Origin of the sequence: Solibacillus sp. FSL K6-1126 (assembly GCF_038003445.1) — a bacterium.
GTDB lineage: Bacteria > Bacillota > Bacilli > Bacillales_A > Planococcaceae > Solibacillus > Solibacillus silvestris.
Genome location: NZ_JBBOPD010000001.1, coordinates 2,930,924 through 2,956,287, shown reverse-complemented (window position 1 = coordinate 2,956,287; position 25,364 = coordinate 2,930,924). Strand labels below are relative to the sequence as shown.

Sequence of the window (25,364 nt, the reverse complement as noted above, 5' to 3'; positions counted from 1 at the left end):
GATATTCTATGTCAAAGAAAGTTTTAGTGTTAGGTGAAGTTCGCGAAGGGAGCTTACGTAACGTTTCATTCGAAGCAATTGCAGCAGGTTTACAAATCGCTGACGGCGGTGAAGTAGTAGGTTTATTAGTAGGGGATGCAGTAGCTGATTTTACGCAGGAATTAATCGCATATGGAGCGAGCCGCGTTATTACAGTTGAACATCCACACTTGAAAAACTATACATCTGACGGCTACAGCCAAGCAATTTTAGCAGTAGTAGAACAAGAAAATCCAGAAGCAATCGTTTTCGGTCATACTTCTTTAGGTAAAGACTTATCGCCAAAAATTGCTTCACGCCTACAATCTGGCTTAATTTCAGATGTTACGGAAATCCAAGGAGCTGGTGATGATACAGTATTTGTCCGCCCAATCTATTCTGGTAAAGCATTTGAAAAAGTAAAAATCAAAGATGGTATTATTTTTGCGACAATCCGTCCAAACAATATTCCGCCATTAGTAAAAGACGATTCTCGTACTGGTGAAGTATCATCAGTTTCAGTGGATATTACAAATTTACGTACAATCATCAAAGAAGTTGTGCGCAAATCAACTGAAGGTGTAGACCTTTCAGAAGCGAAAGTAGTAGTTGCAGGTGGTCGTGGTGTTAAATCCGGAGAAGGTTTTGAGCCATTAAAAGAGCTTGCTAATTTACTAGGTGGAGCAGTTGGCGCATCTCGTGGTGCATGTGACGCAGAATATTGCGATTACTCATTACAAATCGGCCAAACTGGAAAAGTTGTAACACCTGATCTTTACATTGCTGCAGGTATTTCTGGTGCGATTCAGCATTTAGCTGGTATGTCAAACTCTAAAGTAATCGTTGCGATCAACAAAGATCCAGAAGCAAATATCTTTAAAGTAGCGGACTACGGTATTGTTGGTGACTTATTCGAAGTAGTGCCAATGTTAATCGAAGAGTTTAAAGCGCTTAAAGTAAATGCATAATATTTGATTGAGGCTTCCTTCTTTTGAAGGGAGCTTTTTTTGAAGAAGTTAATGTATATGGTGCGGCAAATGGTGCTAATAACTGTATCAGAAATTCCAGTATAATTTAAAAGTTCTTATGTGTAGTTAATAAAATACAAGTTTTTTAAATATAAGAACCCAAGTTTCAAAATAAAGAATTAACATGTTCAAACTAAGGGTATATGTCTTCAAATAACTAATAAAAAATGCTAATAAAAATTTATTAAGCATCAGAAAACAACAGTTAAAATCCGGTGCCTTTATATTCCCAAGCATTTTACTACTGTTTAATTGGGAAAACATGCTATACTACAACCATATGTTATTTAAGGAGGCTATTTAATATGGCAATTGTACACGCGACAGATCAAACATTTCCACAAGAAATTTCAAACGGCACAGTTTTAGTAGACTTTTGGGCTACTTGGTGCGGACCATGTAAAATGATCGCTCCAGTTCTTGAAGAATTAGATACAGAAATCGGTAACGATGTTAAAATCGTAAAAGTGGACGTAGATAACAACCAAGGTACTGCTGCTGATTACCAAATCATGTCAATCCCATCATTATTATTATTCGTAGATGGTGAATTAAAAGCAAAAACTGCTGGCTTCATGCCAAAAGAAGCGTTAATCGATTTCATTAACGACAACAAATAATTCAACCATTGGCCATTCAAACGCCAAGGCGCAATTGATATGTCAAAAAGCCGTATGCCGTATAAGGTGTACGGCTTTTTTCTAATACTCCAATCAGTTAAAATAAAGAAAGGACATATTAAACAGGTGAGAAGATGAATGCAATCATTAAAGCAAAACTAGAAATATTACCGAACGAATCAGGTTGCTATATTATGAAAGACCGTCAAGGCACAATTATATACGTCGGTAAGGCCAAAGTATTGAAAAATCGAGTGCGTTCTTACTTTACGGGAAGCCATGACGGCAAAACAGCGAGACTAGTAAGTGAGATTGAAGACTTCGAGTATATTGTGACTTCAAGCGATTTGGAAGCCCTTATTCTGGAACTGAATCTAATTAAGCTGCATGACCCGAAATATAATGTGAAATTAACGGATGATAAAACGTATCCCTATATAAAAATTACGAACGAACGATACCCGCGTATTATTACGACAAGAAAAGTGAAGAAGGATAAAGCAAAATATTTCGGACCGTATCCGAATGCCTATGCAGCAAACGAAACGCGAAAATTACTGGACCGTTTGTATCCACTTCGTAAATGTACACATCTGCCTAATCAAGTATGCTTGTACTATCATTTAGGGCAATGTTTGGCACCGTGTGTAAAGGACATTGAAAAACAAGTGTATGACGAAATGATCGATGAGATTTCAAAGTTTTTAAACGGAGGAGTCGAAGAAATACAGCAAGATCTTCAGCAAAAAATGATCGATGCTGCCGAAAATCTTGAGTTTGAGCGTGCGAAGGAATTCCGTGATTTGATCGCCCATATCGATCAAATTATGGAAAAGCAAAAAATTGTAACAGATGATTTGAGCAACCGAGATGTATTTGGCTATGCAGTAGAAAAAGGCTGGATGTGTGTCCAGGTATTTTTTGTGCGTCAAGGCAAACTCATTGAGCGCGATGTATCGATTTTCCCGATTTATAATGAGCCGGAAGAGGAATTTTTAACATTTGTCGGCCGTTTTTACGAACAGCCGCATCATTTATTACCAAAAGAAATCTTTGTTCCGAAATCGATTGACGTAACGATTTTACAAAAGCTGTTGGATGTTAAAGTAGTGACACCGAAGCGCGGTTCAAAAAAAGAGCTTGTTGATCTAGCGATGAAAAATGCAGAAATCGCCATTCACGAGAAGTTCCAGTTAATTGAACGTCAAGAGGAACGGACAGTAGGGGCTTGTGAAGCACTTGCCGAAGCGATGCAAATTCCATTGCCGTTAAGAATTGAAGCATTTGATAATAGTCATATGCATGGAGCTGATCCGGTTTCAGCAATGGTTGTTTTTATAGACGGGAAGCCTGCGAAAAAGGAATACCGGAAATATAAAACAAGAGAAGCGGCTAAACATGATGACTATGGTGCGATGCAGGAAGTTATTCGACGCCGCTATACACGTGTATTGCGGGAAAATCTGCCATTGCCTGATCTCATTCTCATAGACGGAGGAAAAGGGCAAATGGAAGTTGCACGAGAAGTAATTGAAGACGAACTGGGGTTAGTCATTCCAATAGCGGGGCTGGCAAAAGACGAAAAGCACAATACGTCCCAGCTTTTATTTGGTACGCCGCCGGAAGTTGTTCCGTTAAAGCGTACGAGTGACGGTTTTTATTTATTGCAGCGCATTCAAGATGAGGTACACAGATTTGCGATCACATTTTTACGTCAGCAGCATCAGACAAATGCGATTACTTCGGTTCTTGATGGAATTGAAGGAGTAGGTCCGAAGCGAAAGCAGCAACTTATGAAACATTTTGGGTCCGTAAAAAAAATTCGCGAGGCAAGCGAGCTGCAACTGCAGGAGTCCGGTGTTCCGGCAAAATTGGCGGAAGTTATTTATCGCCATTTTCATGAAGCACCATTGAATAAAGAATAGTGTTATGCTAATATTTAAGACAATTCAATATTTACTAAGATAGAGGTGCAGTATTCAATAGTACATTGCTTGAGGAGGAACAATTCCATTGACAGCAATCGAAAGGGGGTCCTGCCGAAGTGAAGTGCGTATTGTTCGCGTAGTTTGCTGGTTTTGCATTTAAGAGATGTAAAACTGTCAGAGCTTTTTGTTCTGGAGGGCTATCCTGAAAAACTTATAACTATTTATTTGTATTGACGGCGGCTTTCCATGAACATGGAAAGCCGTTTTTTGTTTTCGGTTTTATTCAAGGAGGGGAAAAAATGGAGACAGTTGTAGTAAAGTTTGGTGGTCCGGCACTGACTACGCCGGAAAAAATAGTACAGGTAGCTAAAAAAGTGATAAAAGAGCAAGGACGTGGCATAAACTTAGTCGTTGTCGTTTCTTCAATGCCCGCTTTACGACGAGAATTCCGACAATATGCTGCCGAAATTACCGATGAGCCGTCGAAACGGGAAATGGATGCGCTTGTCGCATCTGCAACACAAATGACAAGTGCAATGCTGGCGATGGCAATTCAGGAGCATGGTGGTAAAGCGGTGTCGCTTGCTGGCTGGCAAACAGGCATTCAAACAAATCAAAAACATGGCAATGCACGGATTGATCATGTAGATAGTAAACGGATTGAGGAATATTTAGCATTAGGAGAAATCGTCGTAGTAGCTGGTTTTCAAGGAGTTACGGGGACAGAGAATATTTCAACATTCGGCAAAGGGGGTTCTGAAACTTCAGCGGTTGCATTGGCGGTTGCTCTTGAAGCAGAGCGTGTCGAGATTTTTTCATCGGTTGAAGGGATTTTCACGGCAGACCCAGAAATTGTTAAAGAATCCAGGAAACTTCCGGAAGTTTCTTATGATGAGATGTTGGAATTTGCAAATTTAGGAGCTAAAATTTTGCACCCACGTGCGGTTGAACTTGCCAAGAAATATAATATACCGCTCATTGTACGCTCTTTCGTACAAGACGTGGAAGGCACTTTTATTAAAGGGGATGTAGACATGGAGAAAAACTTACTTGTACGCGGGGTAGCCTACGAATCGGATATAATTCGTTTGACGATAGGCTATGATTCTTATGAAACCGCGTCATTGGCAGAAGTGTTTAGTGTTTTAGCAGAAAATGATATCAATGTGGATATTATTGTGCAAGCAGTCATTGATGGCGTGAAGCCGACCATTTCCTTTACAATTTCGAAAGATGAGTTTGCGGAAGCTTTACGGGTATTGGAAACTAGTAAACTGTCGCTTGGCTTTAGTTTTGCGGATTTTGAAGTAGGTTTAGCGAAAGTATCTATTATCGGTTCTGCCATGGCATCCAATCCGGGGGTGGCCGCACGCATGTTTGCACGGTTGGGTCGCGAACATATTCCTGTAAAAATGGTCAGTACTTCAGAAATTAAAGTGTCTGTCGTTATCCCACAGGATGAGATGGTTCGTGCTGCGAATGTGTTGCATGAGGAGTTCAATTTGGCGATGAAAGAAGTAACCGCTTCTTAAAGTAATAGCTGGAAATGAGCTGTAATGGCTTATTTCCAGCTTTTTTATTGAGTAAATTTGCTGCTTCAGCAATTATTGATTATGATAAGGTGAAGGCTAAATCTTCTCTTTTAAATCCCATTTTAACGTAAATTTTACGACATGTTTGTCATTATCTTTTTCTTCATAGCATTCCGTCAAATAGCCAAGCTGCTTTTGTTTTTGTTCTGCTAAAAAGCCAGCTTCAAGACGGAAGCAACGTTGTACAATATTGAGTGGCAGTTCTTCTGTCGTCAAAAGTATGTAATGAAGTTCATCCTTCGTTTCTTTTTCCAGAACTAACTGGCCCCATCCAGCTTCCATAAAAAATGAAGGCAGTTCATCCATAGAAAACAATGGGAACTTTCTTGCAATTTCTTTACCTGCCCAATATAAAACATCTTCTTCATGCTTACCTAAAATAGAAGGAAGAAGATGGTCACGAATGATTTCGTACCCAAAAGTTGGAATCGTTTTCATTTTGTACCCTTCCATATAAAAAACCTCTTTCATAAATTTTCTTATAATTTTCATTCTTTCATGAAAAAATGAGTTATAAGCAGAAAAAACAGTTCTCAAAACAGCGTAAAACCGTCTTTAAAATGATTATAAAATATCCCGCGTTGCCTTGACGCTAGTATCTGTTGAGAGTACAATGGACATGTCATAATATTGTACCATGATGAAATGCGCAGTCAACATCACAACTTTTACAAATTTGAGACGTTGCGCATGTGTATTTCAAGTACTAAGGGGGGTAACAGTTTTGTCGAAAGATCGTGAATTTTTATGGCGCCGCTTACACTCGTTATTAGGTGTAGTTCCTGTCGGGTTGTTCTTGGTGTTCCACTTATTTCTGAACTTCACTGCAGTTGGCGGTGAAGAAACTTACAATAACGCAACAGGTGTTATGGAATTACTTCCACACTCGTTGTTGTTAGCGATGGAATGGATCATTATCTATATTCCATTAATGTTCCACGGATTCTATGGAGTGTATATTGCATTTACTGCAACTTACAATACTGGACGATTCAGCACATTCCGTAACTGGATGTTTGCATTGCAACGTTTCACAGGTATTTTCCTTGTAATCTTCATTGCGTGGCATATTTTCCAAACACGTATCCAAAAAGCATTCGGTGCTGAAGTTGAATTTAATATGATGGTTGAAATCGTTGACAATCCATTAATGTTAGTATTCTACATCTTAGGTATCGTTTCAGCAGCATTCCACTTAGCGAACGGTTTATGGTCGTTCTTAGTAAGCTGGGGTATTACGCAATCAAACAAATCTCAACGAATCGCAACTTATGTTACGTTGTTAATTTTCGTAGTATTAGCAATCGTTGGTGTTGCAGCTATCTTAGCATTCGTCTAATCACTTAACTTGTTCACTACTACATAGTTAAGATCCTAGATGGAATGAAATATGAGTAAAAGTTTTTAGCAATTAATGAGGAGTGAGAAATAATCATGGCAAAAAGTAAAGTTATCGTCGTTGGTGGCGGTCTTGCTGGCTTAATGGCTACGATTAAAGCAGCTGAAGTTGGTACTGAAGTTGAATTATTCTCGTTGGTTCCAGTTAAACGTTCACACTCTGTATGTGCACAAGGCGGAATTAACGGAGCAGTTAATACAAAAGGTGAAGGGGATTCTCCATGGATCCACCTTGATGATACAGTTTATGGTGGCGACTTCTTAGCGAACCAACCACCAGTTAAAGGTATGTGTGATGCAGCACCTGGTATTATCCACTTAATGGACCGTATGGGTGTAATGTTCAACCGTACTCCAGAAGGTTTACTTGACTTCCGTCGTTTCGGCGGTACGTTAATGCACCGTACAGCATTCTCTGGTGCGACAACTGGTCAACAATTATTATATGCCCTAGACGAGCAAGTTCGTGCACACGAAGTAGCTGGTTTAGTTACGAAATATGAGCACTGGGAATTCCTTGGTGCGGTGCTTGATGACGAAGGCGTTTGCCGCGGTATCGTAGCACAAGATTTACGTTCTGAAGAAATTCGCTCATTCCGTTCTGATGCTGTAATTATGGCAACAGGTGGTCCTGGTATTATCTTCGGTAAAACAACAAACTCAGTAATCAACACTGGTTCTGCAGCATCGATTGTTTACCAACAAGGTGCAACATATTCAAACGGTGAAATGATTCAAATTCACCCAACAGCGATTCCTGGAGACGACAAAAACCGTCTAATGTCTGAATCTGCTCGTGGTGAAGGTGGACGTATTTGGACGTATAAAGACGGTAAGCCTTGGTACTTCTTAGAAGAGAAATATCCTGCTTACGGTAACTTAGTACCACGTGATATCGCAACACGTGAGATTTTTGACGTGTGCGTAAATCAAAAGTTGGGTATTAATGGCGAAAACATGGTATACTTAGACTTATCCCATAAAGATCCTCATGAATTAGATATTAAATTAGGTGGTATTATCGAAATCTACGAGAAATTCGTAGGTGATGACCCACGTAAATTACCGATGAAAATCTTCCCAGCGGTACACTATTCAATGGGTGGATTATGGGTTGACTATGACCAAATGACTGAAATCCCTGGTTTATTCGCTGCAGGTGAATGTGACTACTCACAACACGGTGCAAACCGTTTAGGTGCGAACTCATTATTATCAGCGATTTACGGTGGTATGGTTGCTGGTCCAAATGCTGTTAAGTACATTAAAGGACTTAAAAAGCATGCAGAAGATTTACCTGAAGAAATCTACACGCGTCGCGTACAGGAAGAAACAGAAAAATGGGAAGCTATCCTTAATATGGATGGTACAGAAAACGCTTACTTGCTACACAAAGAGCTTGGTGAGTGGATGACTGACAACATGACTGTTGTACGTGTAAACGCAAAATTAGAAGAAACTTATGCGAAATTAACTGAACTTCAAGAGCGTTGGGAAAACATCAACATTAACGACACACAAAAATGGTCGAATCAAGGTGCTCACTTCACTCGTCAGTTAAAGAACATGCTATATTTAGCTAAAGTTATGACTAAGGGTGCATTATTACGTAACGAATCTCGTGGGGCTCACTTCAAGCCTGAATTCCCAGAACGTGATGATGAAAACTTCTTAAAAACAACTATGGCGAAGTTCGATCCGGCAACGGGCGAACCAATTATTACTTATGCCGAAGTAGACGTTTCGTTAATTCCACCACGTAAACGCGACTACTCAGCGTAGAAGGGGGAACTAAACAGTGGAAACAGTAAATACTGGTAGAACAGTTAAGTTAGAAATCGTTCGTCAAGACAATGAGAATGGTGCTACACGCGTTGAAAAGTTCGAAGTTCCTTACCGTCCTGGTATGAACGTTATCTCTGCTCTAATGCATATTCAAAAATATCCTGTTACTGCTGATGGTCAAAAAACGACTCCAGTATCATGGGATATGAACTGTCTGGAAGAAGTTTGTGGTGCATGTTCAATGGTAATCAATGGACGTCCGCAACAATCTTGTTCAGCATTAGTAGACAAGTTAACTCAACCAATTCGTTTAGAGCCAATGAAAACTTTCCCGGTTATCCGTGACTTACAAGTAGACCGTGAGCGCATGTTTAACGCACTTAAGAAAGTTAAAGCATGGGTACCAATCGATGGTACTTATGATTTAGGCGAAGGTCCTCGTATGCCAGAGCGCAAACGTCAATGGGCTTATGAATTATCAAAATGTATGACTTGTGGTGTATGTATGGAAGCATGTCCAAACGTGTCTGAATCAGCATCATTCATCGGTCCATTTGCTTTATCACAAGTACGTTTATTCAACACACACCCAACTGGTGCAATGAATAAAGACGAGCGTTTAAATGCAATTATGGGCGACGGTGGTCTTGCAAACTGTGGTAACTCTCAAAACTGTGTAGCTGCTTGTCCAAAAGGTATTCCTTTAACAACATCTATTGCTGCACTTAACCGTGAAACAACAGTTCAAATGTTCAAAAACTTCTTCGGTTCTGACCACATGGTTGACTAATCGAATGAATATAATTGACCCTCACTTCGGTGAGGGTCTTTTTGTTTTGATCGCTTTTTGCTTCTGACAAATTATGCTATAATGAATGGGTATTCATTATCAGGGGATGATGATCTAATCAGACAAAGGGGGAATTTTTTATGCGAGCTACATATATTCAGGATGCAGCAGAGTGGATGGCAGGGTTTTCATTTTCTACAAAGGTAAAGGTACGATTTTCAGAAACAGATATGTACGGGCATGTAAACAATACAAAAGTATTTGCCTATTTCGAGTATGCACGTATCGAATATTTTAAAGCATTAGGATATAATTTTACTGCTGGATCGGAAACAGGAAATATGCTCGTTGTGGCAGACATTCAGTGCGATTATTTGAAAGAAGTGTTCTTTGATGAAGAACTTACAATTTTTGTTAAAACGGCATCAATCGGCACGTCTTCAATTGATTTGCATTATTTGGTGAAAAATGAAAAAGATGAAGTATGCTATACGGGGCGCGGAACGCTTGTACAATTGAGCAGTGACACGGGGAAAGGTGTCCCTCTACTGGATGAGCAAAAAAAATTATTGCTTGGGAAATAGTTAAATGCCCTCACCTGCTTTGTATTTTCGACATAATGTACAAAGAAGAGGATAGGAGGGTGTTGCAAAATGAATCGTCCGCAGCATCGTTCGCTGTTAACAAAAAGAGAACGCGAGATTTTTGAGCTATTAATAAAGGACTATTCAACACGGGAAATATCAACGAAGCTAGGCATTAGTGAAAAAACCGTTCGTAATCATATTTCCAATACGATTCAAAAGCTGGGTGTATCAAGTCGTACGCAAGCGATTCTTGAGCTTTTGAGACTTCAGGAATTGTCAATTTACTGATTCGATGCTTGCTATTTTATAAAAAAAACTTCAAAATAGAACTATGAAACGCATCGAGGAGTGAATGGAGTAGATGAAAGATCACAGCACACATAGCTCTGAATCTGTAGCAATCCTGGAAAAAGAACTGAGATATATTTCACACTTAATCAAACAAAAAGGTCGAGAAATTTTAAGTAATTATACGATTACGCCTCCGCAATTTATTGCATTGCAATGGTTGCATGAATCAGGAGATATGACGATCGGTGACTTGTCGACGAAAATGTATTTAGCATTTTCGACAACAACAGATTTAGTGGACCGGATGGAGAAAAATGAATTGGTACAGCGTGTACGTGACGAAAATGATCGACGTGTTGTACGGATTCATCTTTTACCTGAAGGCGAAAGAATTATCGAAGAAGTAATTTTTAAGCGTCAAAATTATTTGCGGGATATTACACAGGAATTTAACGCAGAAGAGTTTGAACAATTATCAAGAACATTACAAAAACTACATTTATTAATGAAATAGGATAGAGGCGGTACAAGTGAATGCCCCAATTGGTGTTATCGATTCCGGAGTTGGCGGATTAACAGTGGCAAAAGCGATTATGGAGCTTTTGCCGAATGAAACAATATATTATATAGGTGATACGGCGCGATGTCCTTACGGGCCACGCACAAAGCAAGAAGTCCGCAATTTTACATGGGAGATGGCAAAAGCGCTCGAAAAGATGAATGTGAAGATGCTTGTCATTGCATGTAATACTGCGACTGCCGTTGCATTGGAAAGTCTGCAAAAACATATGCCATTTCCGGTTTTAGGAGTTATTAATGCAGGGGCACGAGCGGCCATAAAAAAGACAAAGCGCAATGAAGTTGTCGTATTAGCGACAGAAGGCACGATCAAAAGTGGCGCATATGAAGAAGCGGTGAAATCATTGTCGACAAAAGCGAAAATAATTCCACTTGCCTGTCCTACATTTGTGCCACTCGTTGAAAGTGGCGAATACGAAGGCCAATTTTCGTATGATCTCGTTGCGAAAGGGTTAAAGCCGCTTGAAGATGAGCGATTTGATACAGTCATTTTAGGCTGTACACATTATCCTATTTTACAAAAGCAAATTGAGGCAGCAGTAGGCTCACAAGTTCATGTCCTGTCATCTGCCGAAGAAACGGCAAAAGATGTCGAAGCGATTTTAAGCTATACAGGACAATTACGAACAGATGAAGAACCGCCTAAGCATATTCTGCATGCATCTGGTTCCGTGCCGATTTTCCGTTCCATAGCAGAACGTTGGCTGGAAAAAGGTGAATTGGATATACGTAAAATTACATTCGAAAAATAGTTGTTAGCTCAGATTAGGCATTTTGTCTAATTTGAGCTTTTTCCTTCTATGTCTTGCTTTTCTGCTTTAGACACTCCTTAAATTGTGATAAGATAAGTGCGCGAACAAATTGAGGAGGTCACGAATGACTAGACATGACTTACGAGCTGTGAATGAATTACGTCCAGTTCAAATTGATAATAATTATTTAATGCATCCGGAAGGCTCGGTATTAATAACCGTTGGAAATACAAAGGTGATTTGTACTGCAACGATTGAAGAAAAAGTACCTGGTTTTTTACGTGGACAAGGTAAAGGTTGGATTACGGCTGAATATTCCATGCTACCACGCGCTACAGAGCAACGCACACGTCGTGAAAGCTCTGCAGGGAAGGTAAGTGGCCGCACGATGGAAATTCAACGCTTAATCGGCCGTGCATTACGTGCTGTCGTTGATTTAGAAGCTCTTGGCGAAAAAACGGTATGGATTGACTGTGACGTGATTCAGGCAGATGGTGGAACGCGTACGGCATCGATTACAGGTGCATTTGTAGCGATGACACAGGCAATTGCGAAATTAGGCGTTGACAAGCCATTCGTGAAATTTCCAGTAACAGATTATTTAGCTGCAACTAGTGTCGGAAAACTAGAAAATTTTGGCGCAGTTTTGGATTTAAACTATGTAGAAGATTCAGCTGCACAAGTCGATATGAACGTTATTATGACAGGTGCCGGCGAATTTGTGGAGTTACAAGGAACAGGCGAAGAAGCGACATTCAGCCGCTCAGAACTAAATGAATTGCTCGATTTAGGAGAAGCCGGGATTGCGCAGCTAATCGAGATGCAGAAAACAGCACTAGGTGACACCGCAAACTTGATTGGAAAGGTGGAAGCATAATGAAACAAGTAGTAATCGCAACAAAGAACAAAGGAAAAGCGAAAGACTTTGAAGCACTATTCGGACCATTCGGCTATGAAGTTGTCACAATGTTTGAGGTTGCTCCAGATGTGGAAATTGAAGAGACAGGTACGACTTTTGAAGAAAACGCAATTTTAAAAGCGGAAACATTAGCGAAGATGCTCGGTCAAATCGTAATTGCTGACGACAGCGGTTTAGCGATCGATGCATTAAATGGTGAGCCTGGAGTGTATTCAGCACGATATGCCGGTGATCATGACGATGAAGCGAATATGGTGAAAGTGCTGGAAAACATGAAGGATGTTCCGGAAGACCAGCGTACAGCCCGTTTCTGCTGTGCATTGGCGATTGCAGGTCCGAATATGGAAACGAAAACGGTATTTGGCACATGTGAAGGCATGATAGCATCTGAAAAGAAGGGAACAAACGGATTCGGTTATGACCCGATTTTTTATGTACCTGCATTGGAAAAGCATATGGCTGAGCTGTCTGCCGAAGAAAAAGGGGCCATTTCACACCGAGGCAATGCCATTCGTAAACTGGCATTGCAGTTAGCGGAATTTCTGAAATAACAATTCCGGCAATTGTTGGAAATTGTAAAAATTTGTTTAATAACGATTGAATTTTTATTTCAATGCTGTCACACTAAGAATAGAAATGTAAAGGATGTGGATACGAATGAAGCTATTGATTATGAGTGATACACATGGTGACGAGGAAATCATTGAACGTGTAAAGGGCTACCATCCAGATGCGTATAAAGTGATCCATTGTGGCTATAGTGAATTGCCGTATGCGCATCCTCTTATGCAAGGGATAGAGTGTGTGAAAGGTAATTGTGATCATGACCAGAACTATTTGGAGGAGATGCTGTTTCAGGTAAATGGAGATCGTGTGTATGTGACACACGGGCATTTATACGATGTGAAAAACTCTCCGATGAAACTGATTTACCGCGCAAAGGAAGTCGGCGCACAAATCGTATGTTTTGGTCATTCACATATACTTGGCGCGGAATATATCGATGACATTTTATTTATTAATCCGGGTAGCTTACTGAAGCCTCGACGGATAAAAGAAAAATCATTTGTCACACTTACAACAACTCCAACGCATTTTACATTACAATGTTATGATGATAATAATAATTTGATTGATGAATTATTTTATGAGCGTTAATTATCAAAGTGAAGTCTTGATTTAAAGAGGACTTCACTTTTTTAATGCAGAATTTAGAGAACAGAAAATTATTTTAGTTAAATAATAATTTTTTTGAATTAGATTGTTGACTTTAAATGAAATGTACCATATAATAAAAAATGTCTTAATTACCAATTGGTGATGAAAAACATGTCTCAGTAGCTCAGCTGGATAGAGCAACGCCCTTCTAAGGCGTCGGTCGGGGGTTCGAATCCCTCCTGGGACGTACATAAAACCGTCAAACTTGAATTAAACAAGTTTGGCGGTTTTTTATTTCCTTAATATAGTTGTTTACGTAAGAAAGCCCGATTTATTTCAGCTTTATATTTTCTATATACAGATCAACATCTTTCATCAATTGTTTAAATAATATTCTATTTTTCTTTTTAATGTTTATTTTCTTTCTTGCAGCCTTTAAAGAGAATTCTTCATGAACAATACAACTTCTGAGATTCGCCAATAATTTAGTATTATTCTTAAAAATTAAGTTATCACCCAACTGTTCCTCTAAATCAAGGATTATATTGTTATCCGATTTATTTCTATATTTACGTTTGAAAATAACTTTATAAATGTCTTTTAATAGTTGTTCAATTAATGAATATAACTCAACTGTGAGCGTAGCGTATTTACGGTCTCTGCGCCGACCGTAAAATTCCTCCAATTCATAATCGCTTAATAGCTCCAGCCATTTAAAAGTACCAGCTTTATTCGAAGTATTTTTTACAATTTGCTGAAATTCTTTTTCGATTAAACAAAGATCTGCAAATGCATGATCTTTTAATTTTTTGATTTCTTTCTTTTTACTCAACTAAAACACTCCTTCCATCGTTGGCTTTGAAAGCAAAGGGGAAGCTCAATCGCTCATCGCTCCCATTTGCAACAACTCTCCTATATTTCTTACCCGTAATTTTAAACTAATCAACTATTTTTTTACTTCGACCTTCGCAACAGGAACTTAGCAATGTTCTAACCGTAGAATGTTTTATTTAATAGGGAGCAAAAATCCCAATTTGTTTTATAATCTAATCGATTTATTGCAAGATGTTGCTTCTAAACATAAAGTAACGGTACCACAAGTTGTTCTCGCATGGTTACGTGATCGACCGAATGTAGATTCAATTGTTTTGTCTGCAAGAACTAAAGAACAGTTACATGAAAACATTGCATCATATAGTTTAAAGTTAACAAAAGAGGATATTTCCCAAATTAATGATTTAACTGAACTTGAACCTATTTATCCATTGTGGCATCGCGCTATGAATTCATTAGATAGAGCTTCAAATGCAGAAAAGGTATATTTTGATGAATACATTAAGTTGATGGAAAGTAAAAACCGTTCGGCTCATAGTTAACGGAACCTTTGCAAAAGTGTAAACATTATTTTGGAAATCAAGGGGCAAGAAGCCAAGAAAACGCTGTGAAGACATGCTTTCTTGGCTTTTTTGAATATAATTTATACATTATGTGGAGATGGATTTCAAAATGTATCCATAACACACGTATATTGTGAAGATTTTCACTTATACTAACGTGGGAAAATGCTTAGGTTATAGGATAAATAAAAGAAACAGATATTTGTGGTAATAAATTGGCGAATCAAGGGTAATTAAAGTTATATGGACATGCATTCAAATAAGAAGCATGGCATCTTGAGTAAACTGCGTTAATTGGAAAGGAAGGTACCTATGAATAAAAAATGGAACAAACAGTTTATTGGTGGTGAATGGAGAGAAGGAAACAGCGAAAGAGTTTACGTTGATCAGAATCCATACAATGAGGAAACGATTGCAGAAATCCGGTTAGCAAATGAACAGGACATAGATGAGGCATATAAGGCTGCCAAAGATGCACAAAAAGAATGGGCGCAGGTCAATGCCTATCAAAGACAAGCAATCATAGAAAAAGCTGCACAAATTGTAGAGCGACGTAGAGAAGAAATCGTGCAGATTTTAGTGGAGGAGAATGGGGCTTCCCATACAAAAGCGAATATTGAAATTAGTGGCGCAATTGGTATTATGAAAGAGTCTGCTACGTTTCCTCTCCGGATGCATGGACAAATAATGCCATCCATTATTCCTGGGAAAGAGAACCGGGTATATCATAATCCTGCTGGGGTAGTGGGGATAATTAGTCCATTTAATTTCCCGTTTCATTTAACGATGCGTTCCCTTGCTCCTGCTTTGGCAACAGGCAATGGGGCTGTGCTTAAACCTGATTTGCAGACGATGATATCAGGCGGACTCATTCTAGGTGAAATTTTTGAAGAGGCTGGTATCCCTAAAGGATTACTAAATATAACGGTTTGCAGCTCATCAGAAATTAAAGATGCATTTGTTGAACATCCGATTCCTCAAATTATTTCTTTTACCGGTTCTACACAGGTAGGGCGCCATATTGGGGAGCTTTGTGGAAGAAACCTGAAACGTGTCGCTCTGGAACTTGGCGGAAACAATGTCATGCTAGTTTTGAAAGATGCTGATGTGCAAAGAGCAGCTGCTTCTGCTGCCTTTGGTAAATTTTTAAACAGCGGACAAATTTGTATGTCGCTGAATCGGATTGTTGTTGAACGCCCGGTATACGAATCGTTTCTAAAAGCATTTGTGGATAGAGCATCCAAGATCAAATATGGGGATCCAAAAAATGATGATGTTGTAGTAGGTCCGCTTATTAATCATAAACAAATTGAACGGATTCAAAAGTTAATTGATCAAAGCATCGAGCAAGGAGCAGAATACGCCCTGAAAGGGGAAGTAAAAGGCAATGTGCTGGCTCCGACTATTTTGACAAATGTAACAAATGATATGCCGATAGCACAGGAAGAAATTTTTGGACCTGCTGTAGGTGTTATTGTTGTAGATAGTGAAGAGGAAGCGATTCGTGTTGCCAATGACAGCGACTATGGACTGAGCGGTGCTGTTCATGCAGGTACAACTGAACATGGCGTTGAAGTAGCGAAACAGATTATAACGGGAATGATTCACGTTAATGACCAGGGAGTCAATGATGAACCGATTGTTGCCTTTGGTGGGGAGAAAGCATCAGGTTTAGGCCGATATGGTGGTGAATGGGCAATCCATGAATTTACAACGACAAAATGGATTTCAGTACAGACAGACCCTCGAGAGTATCCGTTTTAATATTGAAAGTAATAAGACTAGACCTAATCATAATTCAAGATTAGGTCTTTTTATATTTTTAATTGGTAAAGTGCTTTATTTACAATGAGTCTTTAGTTTTACTCTTATTTAAAATTTTTAAAAGAACTTAAAATATTAAAAATGAAAAAATAGGAATTGAGTTGTATGGTATAAAGGGGTATTGTTAAGTTAGTCTTATTGAAATAGTAGTAAATAAATTTCTAATTTAAAAACATCTAGGTACAAAGTGAATGTATTATGGTTAAAAGAGTAAATAAATAAAAAAATGAGAAATTTAAATCATAGACATATAGAACTAATTTATATTCTCGTGCTATAATCGAATGTGGAGCATATGGTCTATTAATTGGTAATTAAATTGTGAGGTAAAAAATGAAAAAAACATCATTGTTACAAGAAGAAAAACGTTCAACTATATTATTTTTATGGTTATTTTATGTGGTATTTTCTGTATATGAAATAATTTATCTTAACCTTTTCCCATTACTTCCGTGGTATGATGATAGCGCAAATGATGTATGGCATAATTTTATGTTTGTCAAATATGGAATTATGGTAGCGATCATCCCTGTATCAATTTATTTAATCAAAAAGGAAAAAACTGGGTTTGTTAAGTACATATTATTTTCCGGTTATTTTTTTACTAATTTATTTTCAGATATATTGTTTTATAAAGATAATACGCCTGCCTATACTAGTGGAAACTTAGTAGAACTTGTAATTATTCTTTTCTCACCAATCTTTGTGAGTAAAAGGTTTACATATTATATTTCTTTTGGTTTATTATTAAAATATATATTGGTAGGTATATTTATTAAAGCTCCATTGGTATTATTTCCAATTAGTATATTAATAGTTCTTACATTTATCTCTTTCTTAATTCTTCTGCGTTTTTTAAATTATATTAAAGCATTGAAGTATTCATACGACGAACAATTAGAAGGTATCGTTAAAGGAGTTATTGCTACACTGGAGTTAAAAGATCCTTATACTCGAGGACATAGTGAACGAGTTGCTGCATATGCAATGAATATGGCAGAAGCCACTGGGAAATTCAAACCTTCCGAATTAAATAATTTTTATTATGCTTGTCTCTTACATGATATTGGAAAAGTTAATATACCGGATTCGATTTTGACAAAGTCTGGTAGTTTGACAGATGAAGAGTATGATATAATTAAGACACACCCGGTTGTTGGCGCGGAAGCTATTCGAGACGTTGATGGAATTGCCGATAATATTGATGTCATTTATCATCATCATGAAAGATGGGATGGAAAAGGGTATCCAGATGGACTAGCTGGAGATGATATTCCATTTTTAGCAAGAATTACGGCGGTTGCCGATGCTTTTGATGCAATGACTTCATCCAGATCTTATCGTCCAGCACTTCAATTTGAAGTAGCCCATCAGCGAATTCTTGATGGACAAGGAAATCAGTTCGACCCACAACTGATAGAATTATTTAAACAGTTATATCCTCAATGGATACAAATTTCAAAAATGTATCATAAGGGTATGGACATGAGAGGAGGCAAATAAATGAAAATTCGTAAACTGAATAAAATAAAAGTTACTTGCTGGTGGTGTTTTTTACTTCCAAATAGATAAGTGAGTACATACTTAGGATGCTATAATTATAGCATCCTATTTTAATTTGTAGAGGGGGCTATACGGTGAAGGTATCCTTGCAATCCGAAATAACGCTATATCCGTTATCGATTCGAAAAGATAAAAAACATTATATTGTAGAAGAGCCGATTTCCGAGGATTTCTTTGAATTGCCTGAGATAGGTGTGGATGCCATCAAACGTTTGGAACAAGGTGAGGAACTCGTTTCAATTGAACATGCATTAAAAAATTCATATCCAGATGAAGAAGTGGATATTGTCGATTTTGTAGAACAGTTGTTGGAGTTAGGACTTGTTCAAGAAGTGGATGGTGTACTCGTTAAGAAAGAGCAGTCTAAATCCACATCACGTTCGGGTGGTTTCCTATGGATTCCGCATTCGGTGGGGCGCATATTTTTTAATGGAGTGATGAACAAGATCTACTTGCTTTTGCTCGTAGCGAACATCGTCATGCTCATACTGAATCCGAATCTTTTCCCCCATTACAAAGATATATTTCTCTTTGATTCTATGATGCTGAATATTATTAGCTATTTATTTATATCTTTATTATTAATTTTAATACATGAATTTGGACATATCCTTGCCATTCGATCACATGACTTGCCGGCTAAATTAAGTATTGGAAATCGGCTGATATTTATTGTTTTTGAAACAGACCTCACTCAAGCTTGGAAGCTCGATCCAAAAAAGAGAAATATACTGTACCTTGCCGGACTGTCCTTTGAGCAAGTAATTCTTTTCCTTTCACTTGGTGCAATGCTTCTTTTTCCGGATGCGGGCATTATAGGAATTCTCGGGATCATCGTTTTGGATATTTTCATTAAATTTATCTATCAATGCTGTTTCTATATGAAAACCGATGTTTATTATGTTGTGGAAAATATAACAGGCTGTTATAACTTGATGGAAAACGGCAAAATCTATTTGAACTCCAGATTTAAGAAACGACGAAAAGATGAGGAAATTAATAAAGAGATGTTCCACGGAGAATGGAACTTGATCCGTCTGTATAGTGTGTTTTACATAGTGGGAGTTGTTTTAACATTAATTTTGGCCGTGTTGTATTTTGTACCACAGCTTTATTACACTTATACTACTATTTATTTAAATCTTCTTGGAACAGGCGATCGTGCCGCGTTTTGGGATGCCATTTCATTTTTGATCATGACAATGCTCATGCTTGTTCTGCTGATGTATGTTGCAAATAAGCAAAGGCATGAGAACAGTTAGCGTATATATTATAAAATGCCTTGCAGGTATGCTCTGCGGGGCATTTTTTTTTTTTATAAAATAAGTTATTTTCCAAACATATGACATTCAACCTAATCTAAGATAAAAAAATTAATTTAATGGGAGTTAAATATTTTGCTGTAGGAGTAATTTCCTATTATAATGGAACTAAAATATTCTTCATAAGGGAGCTTCTACAAGATGAAAACTTTTCCGCCTAACAATAGCACGACACAAATTTTAAATGAAACATCTGTATTGACTGCACTTGAATCAAATTTGGCCATGATAGAATTTAACCTAAACAAAGAGGTTATTTGGGTAAATGAAAATTTCGCTAAAACATTAGGATATACAGTAGGTGAAATGAAAAAGATGGTACATAAAGAGTTTTGTACACTTGATTTCAGAAACAGCAGTGCCTATGAAGAATTATGGGATTGTCTTGGTAAAGGGGAAAAGTATCAGGGTAAAATCCAAAGGGTTGGGAAAACGGGGAATCTACTTTGGTTGGAGGCTACCTATATTCCAATTATGGATGACGAAGGGCAAGTAGAAGCTGTACTTAAAATTGCAACTAATATTACAGAGCGGGAAAATAGCACAATAAAAATTACTTCTCAATTAAAGGAAATGCCAACAGAGTTAGTAAATCTTGTTGTTGAAAATTCAATGGAAAAAATACAAGCAATAAAATCATTGGAGCAACAAATTGATTTGATTACTGATACGACTAAAATTATCCGTAATATTTCGATGCAAACGAATGTACTTGCCTTAAATGCTGCAATCGAAGCAGCCCGTGTAGGAGAGCAGGGACGCGGTTTTAAAGTTGTGGCAGATGAAGTTCGGAAATTGGCCAGCAATGTTGATCATGCCATTAAAAATGTGAATACGAACATAGAAAATATTACAAGTGAAGCTTTAAAAGTCAGTAAAATAACAGATGATCTACAAAGAACCGTCTCAGAAACTCAATCAAAGTTTAGTAAGACTATTGAAGAATTTGAAGGGGTTATTAAATAATATTACGACAAAACAAAGACATTCATAATGGGAGAATGTCTTTTAGTTTTATTTAAAACGTGTATCATCTTTATCATGCTGTTTTATCTAGCGGTCTTCCCCGATAAATGCTGTAAATATCTGAAATTTTAAATTATTCTAAAAACCTACTTGACGAATAAGAATTAAATCGGTACGATACTGTTAATACATTTAAAGTTAAGTAGTTTACTAGGGATTGGATAAATAAACTGCTCCTTTAAAGAAAAATTTAATAAAGTGCTGATTAGACAACTAAAGGCGCTAAAAATACATTCCTCTCACCAAACATATTGGAGGAGGCTGTATTTTTAGTGCCTTTTCATTTTAACTTTTGTTAAAAGCGGTTGTCTTGGAAGGAGGAAACTAAACAAAAGAGGGTATCAACAATGTTTGAATAGCACTTGAACGTCAAATAAACGGTTAACTTAAATAAATAATGAAAAGGGAGCGATATATATGGGAAATCCAACAATTCATCCTACAGGAGCGACAGTTTACATTCCAGAGAAGGCGGCAAGCGGTTTTACAATTTTTCAAGCAGCAAATGAGGGAGCATTACTGATTGATATGAATGGGAAAGAAGTTCATTTATGGAAAGGGCTACGCGGCTTCCCGAACAAAGTATTTCCAGGTGGTTTTGTTCTAGGGCATACGTTTAATCGTGATCCGCAGTATGGCTTCCAGGATGAGGGCGATTTAGTCCAGATTGATTTTGAAGGTAATGTTGTATGGAAATTTGACAAACATCAATATATTGAAGATCCGGGCAAGGAAGCAAGATGGTATGCACGAGCACACCATGACTACCAACGTACGGGCAGTCCTGTAGGGTACCCGGCACCAGATCAGGAGCCACAAACAACAGGCGGCAATACATTGATTTTGGTTCACCGTGATGTAGTCAACGAAAAAATCTCCAAACATCCACTATTGGATGATGCATTCATTGAGGTCGATTGGGAAGGTAATATCGTATGGGAATGGAATGCACATGAGCATTTCGATGAGCTAAACTTTAGTGATGAAGCAAAAAAGGCGATTTACGAGGAGCCGAATCGACGTTTCTTTGGTAATCATTCAGGCGACTGGCTTCACATTAATTCCATTTCATTAGTTGGTCCGAACCACCATTATGATAATGGAGATGAGCGTTTTCATCCGGACAACATTATTTGGGATGCGCGTGAGGCAAATATTATCGCAATTACAAGCAAAGAGACAGGGAAAATCGTATGGCAACTTGGTCCGGATTATGACACACCGGAGACGAAACATTTAGGATGGATTATCGGACAACATCATGCACATATCATTCCAAAAGGTTTGCCCGGAGAGGGGAATGTTTTAGTATTTGACAACGGAGGCTGGGGAGGATACGGCGCACCGAATCCAAACTCGGTTGATGGCAATAAAGTGGCAATCCGCGACCATTCCCGCATTTTGGAAATCGATCCGATTACACTTGAAATTGTATGGCAATATACTGGGCTTGAAGCAAAGTATTCAGTGCCAACAGATTCCTATAAATTCTACAGTCCTTATATTAGTTCGGCACAGCGTTTGGAAAATGGCAATACGCTTATTACAGAAGGTTCGAATGGCCGAATTTTTGAAGTAACGGCAGACCACGAAATTGTTTGGGAATATATTTCTGCCTATAAAAATGAACGAGGGTCAAATATGGTCTATCGCGCATACCGTGTGCCATACAACTGGGTACCACAATTGGAAACACCGGTTGAAGTAGAGATCAAGCCAATTGATGTGAAAGATTTCCGTGTGCCAAATGCGGCAGAAGGCGGTGCACATTCGGTTGCTGAAATTAAAGAAGCTTTTTCTTATGGTGAAGGTGCGCTTTGCGTTGCTCGTTATGATGAGACAGTGGCGAAGAAAATTACAACTTGAATTTTTGAACATAATTCCTAGTATAAAAATAAAAATAGTTAGTTAGTGGAAAGAGTGAAAATATGAAACTAAAAAGTTCGATACAATTACTGCTATTATTTGTAATGGTCCTAATATTAGCGGCGTGCGGGAATGATGCAAATTCAGCCAATGCTGATGGCAAAACAATTCGGGCAGCAATCGATACAGCAGCAGGGGGATCGTTCCAAATCCGGACAGCTGCTGCAAACAATTATTTTGCGGATCGAGAATTGAATGTAGAGCTTTCCAATTTTGCCTACGGAATCGATACTGTGAACGCTGTTTTGACAAAGCAGGCAGATACAGGGTTGGCGGCAGATTATGCATTACTGAACTCGCTAGGTAAAGGTGATTTCGTCGTCGTTTCATCACTGACAGGGAGCGATGAGCATTTCAACTCTGTCAGTCTGTCTGAAATTCTAGCAGTGAAGGGAATAGAGGTACCGGCAGATATTAAAGGGAAAAAAATTGGTGTTGCAAAAGGAACGGTATCTGAATACCAATGGGCTAAATACTTGGAGCACTACAGTATTAGCGAGGACGATATTAAATATATACCGTACAGTACTCCTGATGAAGCAATAGTCGGAATGAAAAAAGGGGATATCGATGTCGTTATTGGATCGGGTGCCTTAATAGAGAAATTCAAAAATATTGATGGTGTGCATGAAATCGACCGATTGAGTTCTGTACCTGATTTAAGTGTATCGAGCTATTTAATTGTGGACCGAAAATTTGCAGAAGCAAATTCAGAAGAAATCGGGAAGTTCCTTAAAGGTATTGAACAAGGAATTGAATATGTAAAGGGGAACCCGGAAGGTACTGCGGACATCGGCTACAAAGAGCTGAAAATTACAAAAGAAGACATACTGCTTGATTTAAAACGAGTGAACTATACGCTAGGTTTTACGAAAGAAGACTATACACATTTATCCAACATGAAAGGATATTTGCTGGAGCGCGGTATTTTGGATGAAGATTTTAATTTAGATGAAAAGCTGTATCTAGATCCGGCGAAGCAAGTATTGAAAGACAAGGTAACTTACTAACTAAGGGGGAAAAGGCAATGCTGAACACGATAACAGAAGAAGCAATTGTAATTAAGAATGGTGCCAAAACATTTCAAAAAGATATTGAAAATCCGACATATGTATTAAAAAATGTAGATTTATCGATAAAAAAGGGCGAGTTTTATGTACTTCTCGGTCCAAGTGGCTGCGGTAAATCAACACTGCTGAATATTATTGCGGGATTTTTGGATTTGTCGGTTGGCGAATTGCACATTGTGACTTCTCGTGAAGAAAACCGAGATGGACGCGGTTTCGTTTTTCAGTCAGCGGATTCAGCATTGTTCCCTTGGTTAACTGTTGAGGAGAATATTTCATTTGGCTTAAAAATGAAGAAGGTGCCTCCAGAAAAGCGAAAGAAGATAGCCAATACTTTCATAAAGCTAACGGGTTTACTTGGCCATGCAAAAAAGTTTCCAGATAATTTGTCAGGCGGGATGAAGCAGCGCGTTCAGCTTGCCCGTGTTTTGGCAAATGAGCCGGAAATCTTATTAATGGATGAACCGTTTGGGGCACTTGATGCAATGACACGACGAACGATGCAAAATGAGCTCATACGAATTTGGAAAGAAACAAATAAAACCGTTATCTTTGTGACACATGACATTCAGGAAGCGATTCTATTAGGTCAGAAGATTGGCATAATGTCTGTCGGTCCGAATTCGCGGATCGAGACGGCTTATGACGTAAAGCTGCCTTATCCTCGTGATATAACAAGTATTGATTTTAACAATCATTATAAGCAAGTTCAGGCACATTTTGAGGACTTTTCGATTTAATAAAAGCTTTGTTTAGAATAATAGGAGGCAGGTTATGACGACAATTGAACTGAAAAAAGGACAGCAAGTGGCGCCTGTCGTAAAGGTAAAGAGAAAAAGCAGAATCGGTAAATTGATTTTACAGTCCGGTATGATTGGCTGGTTATTTATTCTGCTTGTATGGCAAATTGCATCGATGTTATCCGAACCGATGTTTTTGCCAAGCCCCTATTTAACATTGGTTGGGGCGATTGAAATTGCCAGTGATGGGACATTGTTTCTCTATATGGGCTACAGTTTTTTACGGGTGTTGGCTGGATGGACACTCGGGTTGTTAATTGCTGTACCATTTGGACTTCTTATTGGAACGAACAAGTTTGTGCGGGCACTGTTTGAACCGGTCATTAACTTTGTGCGCTTCATCCCGCCACTTGCTTTCATTACTTTATTTATGCTGTGGTTTGGGATTGGCGAACAGTCAAAAGTATTTTTAATTGTCTATGCAACATTTTTTGTCATCACCATTAATACATTAACAGGGGTCCTATCTATTTCAAATGATAAATTATTATCTGCTAAAAGTATGGGGACTTCAAAGTTCCAAACGCTTATTTACGTTGTAATTCCGGCCACAATACCGTACATATTCACAGGTGCGAAGCTTGCGATGGGTTCGTCGTTCATGGCGATTGTCGGGGCGGAAATGGTTGCGGCAAATGAAGGGATCGGTTTTATGATCTGGAATGCTCGACTATATTTTAAAACAGACTGGATTTTTGTGGGGCTTGTCGTTCTTGGATTAATGGGCTTTATTATGGACCGTATTTTCGCATATGCCGGACGCAAGCTGCTTGGTCGTTATAAAGTTGTGTAACAAAAAATAAGCTAAACAAATATGTTTAGCTTATTTTTATGAAAGGCTATTTCTGTTTAACGTAATGAAATAATAATCAATTTGCACTATTAAACTAATTATTCATATTTTTTTACTTGGTTTTATTGATTTGTAGAAAATTTCCATGTATCATATGGTTTATTATACAAATATTGGACTTTTATTTTTAAAAAGGAGAGT

General features: G+C 38.2%; 25 protein-coding genes, 1 tRNA gene and 1 riboswitch. Of the genes, 24 read left to right on the top strand and 2 right to left on the bottom strand.

Going from position 1 to position 25,364, the window contains the following annotated elements:
- Positions 1-8 precede the first annotated feature (8 nt).
- From MHH44_RS14690 to MHH44_RS14675, 4 genes are all read left to right on the top strand, one after another.
- Positions 9-986, top strand: a complete 978-nt coding sequence (locus MHH44_RS14690; RefSeq protein WP_008405031.1) for an electron transfer flavoprotein subunit alpha/FixB family protein — start codon at positions 9-11, stop codon at positions 984-986.
- Between the two features lie 365 nt (positions 987-1,351).
- Positions 1,352-1,666, top strand: a complete 315-nt coding sequence (gene trxA, locus MHH44_RS14685; protein ID WP_008405032.1) for a thioredoxin — start codon at positions 1,352-1,354, stop codon at positions 1,664-1,666.
- Positions 1,667-1,800: 134 nt separating this feature from the next.
- A complete protein-coding gene (gene uvrC, locus MHH44_RS14680; RefSeq protein ID WP_340798931.1) occupies positions 1,801-3,591 on the top strand; it encodes an excinuclease ABC subunit UvrC in 1,791 nt (596 codons plus the stop codon).
- Positions 3,592-3,623: 32 nt separating this feature from the next.
- Positions 3,624-3,802, top strand: a riboswitch (Lysine riboswitch).
- 91 nt (positions 3,803-3,893) lie between these two features.
- Positions 3,894-5,126: an aspartate kinase gene (locus MHH44_RS14675; RefSeq protein ID WP_339262657.1), complete on the top strand. Its 1,233-nt coding sequence runs from the start codon at positions 3,894-3,896 to the stop codon at positions 5,124-5,126.
- 96 nt (positions 5,127-5,222) lie between these two features.
- On the opposite strand, the gene MHH44_RS14670 is transcribed toward MHH44_RS14675, so the two are convergent.
- Positions 5,223-5,639: a YslB family protein gene (locus MHH44_RS14670; protein WP_008405035.1), complete on the bottom strand. Its 417-nt coding sequence runs from the start codon at positions 5,637-5,639 to the stop codon at positions 5,223-5,225.
- A gap of 271 nt (positions 5,640-5,910) precedes the next feature.
- Here MHH44_RS14670 and MHH44_RS14665 point away from each other — a divergent pair, with 271 nt between their 5' ends.
- From MHH44_RS14665 to MHH44_RS14615, 11 genes are all read left to right on the top strand, one after another.
- On the top strand, positions 5,911-6,525 hold the full coding sequence (locus tag MHH44_RS14665) for a succinate dehydrogenase cytochrome b558 subunit (RefSeq protein WP_008405036.1): 615 nt from the start codon (positions 5,911-5,913) through the stop codon (positions 6,523-6,525).
- 95 nt (positions 6,526-6,620) lie between these two features.
- Positions 6,621-8,366, top strand: a complete 1,746-nt coding sequence (sdhA, locus tag MHH44_RS14660; protein WP_008405037.1) for a succinate dehydrogenase flavoprotein subunit — start codon at positions 6,621-6,623, stop codon at positions 8,364-8,366.
- A gap of 16 nt (positions 8,367-8,382) precedes the next feature.
- The gene (gene sdhB / locus MHH44_RS14655) at positions 8,383-9,159 is read left to right on the top strand and encodes a succinate dehydrogenase iron-sulfur subunit (RefSeq protein WP_008405039.1); all 777 of its coding nucleotides are present in this window, start codon (positions 8,383-8,385) and stop codon (positions 9,157-9,159) included.
- A gap of 140 nt (positions 9,160-9,299) precedes the next feature.
- Positions 9,300-9,743: an acyl-CoA thioesterase gene (locus tag MHH44_RS14650; protein ID WP_339262654.1), complete on the top strand. Its 444-nt coding sequence runs from the start codon at positions 9,300-9,302 to the stop codon at positions 9,741-9,743.
- A 69-nt stretch (positions 9,744-9,812) separates the two neighbouring features.
- Positions 9,813-10,034, top strand: a complete 222-nt coding sequence (locus MHH44_RS14645) for a helix-turn-helix domain-containing protein (RefSeq protein ID WP_008405041.1) — start codon at positions 9,813-9,815, stop codon at positions 10,032-10,034.
- Between the two features lie 73 nt (positions 10,035-10,107).
- Positions 10,108-10,551, top strand: a complete 444-nt coding sequence (locus MHH44_RS14640; RefSeq protein ID WP_008405042.1) for a MarR family winged helix-turn-helix transcriptional regulator — start codon at positions 10,108-10,110, stop codon at positions 10,549-10,551.
- Between the two features lie 16 nt (positions 10,552-10,567).
- Entirely contained in the window at positions 10,568-11,368 is an 801-nt protein-coding gene (gene racE, locus MHH44_RS14635) for a glutamate racemase (RefSeq protein WP_014823166.1), read from the top strand.
- Positions 11,369-11,492: 124 nt separating this feature from the next.
- The gene (rph, locus tag MHH44_RS14630; protein ID WP_339262652.1) at positions 11,493-12,245 is read left to right on the top strand and encodes a ribonuclease PH; all 753 of its coding nucleotides are present in this window, start codon (positions 11,493-11,495) and stop codon (positions 12,243-12,245) included.
- Positions 12,245-12,838: an XTP/dITP diphosphatase gene (locus tag MHH44_RS14625; protein WP_339262650.1), complete on the top strand. Its 594-nt coding sequence runs from the start codon at positions 12,245-12,247 to the stop codon at positions 12,836-12,838. Before rph ends, MHH44_RS14625 begins: the two co-directional genes overlap by 1 nt.
- Before the next feature lie 106 nt (positions 12,839-12,944).
- Positions 12,945-13,445 (top strand): metallophosphoesterase, encoded by a 501-nt coding sequence (locus MHH44_RS14620; RefSeq protein ID WP_340798930.1) that lies wholly within the window; start codon positions 12,945-12,947, stop codon positions 13,443-13,445.
- A 173-nt stretch (positions 13,446-13,618) separates the two neighbouring features.
- Positions 13,619-13,692, top strand: a tRNA-Arg gene (locus tag MHH44_RS14615).
- Between the two features lie 84 nt (positions 13,693-13,776).
- Here MHH44_RS14615 and MHH44_RS14610 read toward each other — a convergent pair.
- Entirely contained in the window at positions 13,777-14,277 is a 501-nt protein-coding gene (locus MHH44_RS14610; protein WP_065215551.1) for a nucleoside-diphosphate sugar epimerase, read from the bottom strand.
- Between the two features lie 202 nt (positions 14,278-14,479).
- Here MHH44_RS14610 and MHH44_RS14605 point away from each other — a divergent pair, with 202 nt between their 5' ends.
- The 9 genes from MHH44_RS14605 (at position 14,480) to MHH44_RS14565 (ending at position 25,163) form a co-directional block, all read left to right on the top strand.
- Positions 14,480-14,821 (top strand): aldo/keto reductase, encoded by a 342-nt coding sequence (locus MHH44_RS14605; protein ID WP_340798929.1) that lies wholly within the window; start codon positions 14,480-14,482, stop codon positions 14,819-14,821.
- 333 nt (positions 14,822-15,154) lie between these two features.
- Positions 15,155-16,606, top strand: coding sequence for an aldehyde dehydrogenase family protein (locus MHH44_RS14600; RefSeq protein WP_340798928.1), 1,452 nt, complete (start codon positions 15,155-15,157; stop codon positions 16,604-16,606).
- Positions 16,607-16,999: 393 nt separating this feature from the next.
- The gene (locus MHH44_RS14595) at positions 17,000-18,169 is read left to right on the top strand and encodes an HD-GYP domain-containing protein (protein ID WP_340798927.1); all 1,170 of its coding nucleotides are present in this window, start codon (positions 17,000-17,002) and stop codon (positions 18,167-18,169) included.
- A 134-nt stretch (positions 18,170-18,303) separates the two neighbouring features.
- Complete coding sequence (locus MHH44_RS14590) at positions 18,304-19,491, top strand: peptidase (protein ID WP_340798926.1); 1,188 nt, start codon at positions 18,304-18,306, stop codon at positions 19,489-19,491.
- Positions 19,492-19,692: 201 nt separating this feature from the next.
- A complete protein-coding gene (locus tag MHH44_RS14585) occupies positions 19,693-20,517 on the top strand; it encodes a methyl-accepting chemotaxis protein (protein ID WP_065215556.1) in 825 nt (274 codons plus the stop codon).
- 477 nt (positions 20,518-20,994) lie between these two features.
- Entirely contained in the window at positions 20,995-22,443 is a 1,449-nt protein-coding gene (locus MHH44_RS14580) for an aryl-sulfate sulfotransferase (RefSeq protein ID WP_340798925.1), read from the top strand.
- Between the two features lie 62 nt (positions 22,444-22,505).
- A complete protein-coding gene (locus MHH44_RS14575) occupies positions 22,506-23,513 on the top strand; it encodes an ABC transporter substrate-binding protein (RefSeq protein ID WP_340798924.1) in 1,008 nt (335 codons plus the stop codon).
- Between the two features lie 17 nt (positions 23,514-23,530).
- The gene (locus MHH44_RS14570; RefSeq protein WP_340798923.1) at positions 23,531-24,310 is read left to right on the top strand and encodes an ABC transporter ATP-binding protein; all 780 of its coding nucleotides are present in this window, start codon (positions 23,531-23,533) and stop codon (positions 24,308-24,310) included.
- A 34-nt stretch (positions 24,311-24,344) separates the two neighbouring features.
- The gene (locus MHH44_RS14565) at positions 24,345-25,163 is read left to right on the top strand and encodes an ABC transporter permease (protein ID WP_340798922.1); all 819 of its coding nucleotides are present in this window, start codon (positions 24,345-24,347) and stop codon (positions 25,161-25,163) included.
- The last annotated feature ends 201 nt before the right edge of the window (positions 25,164-25,364 follow it).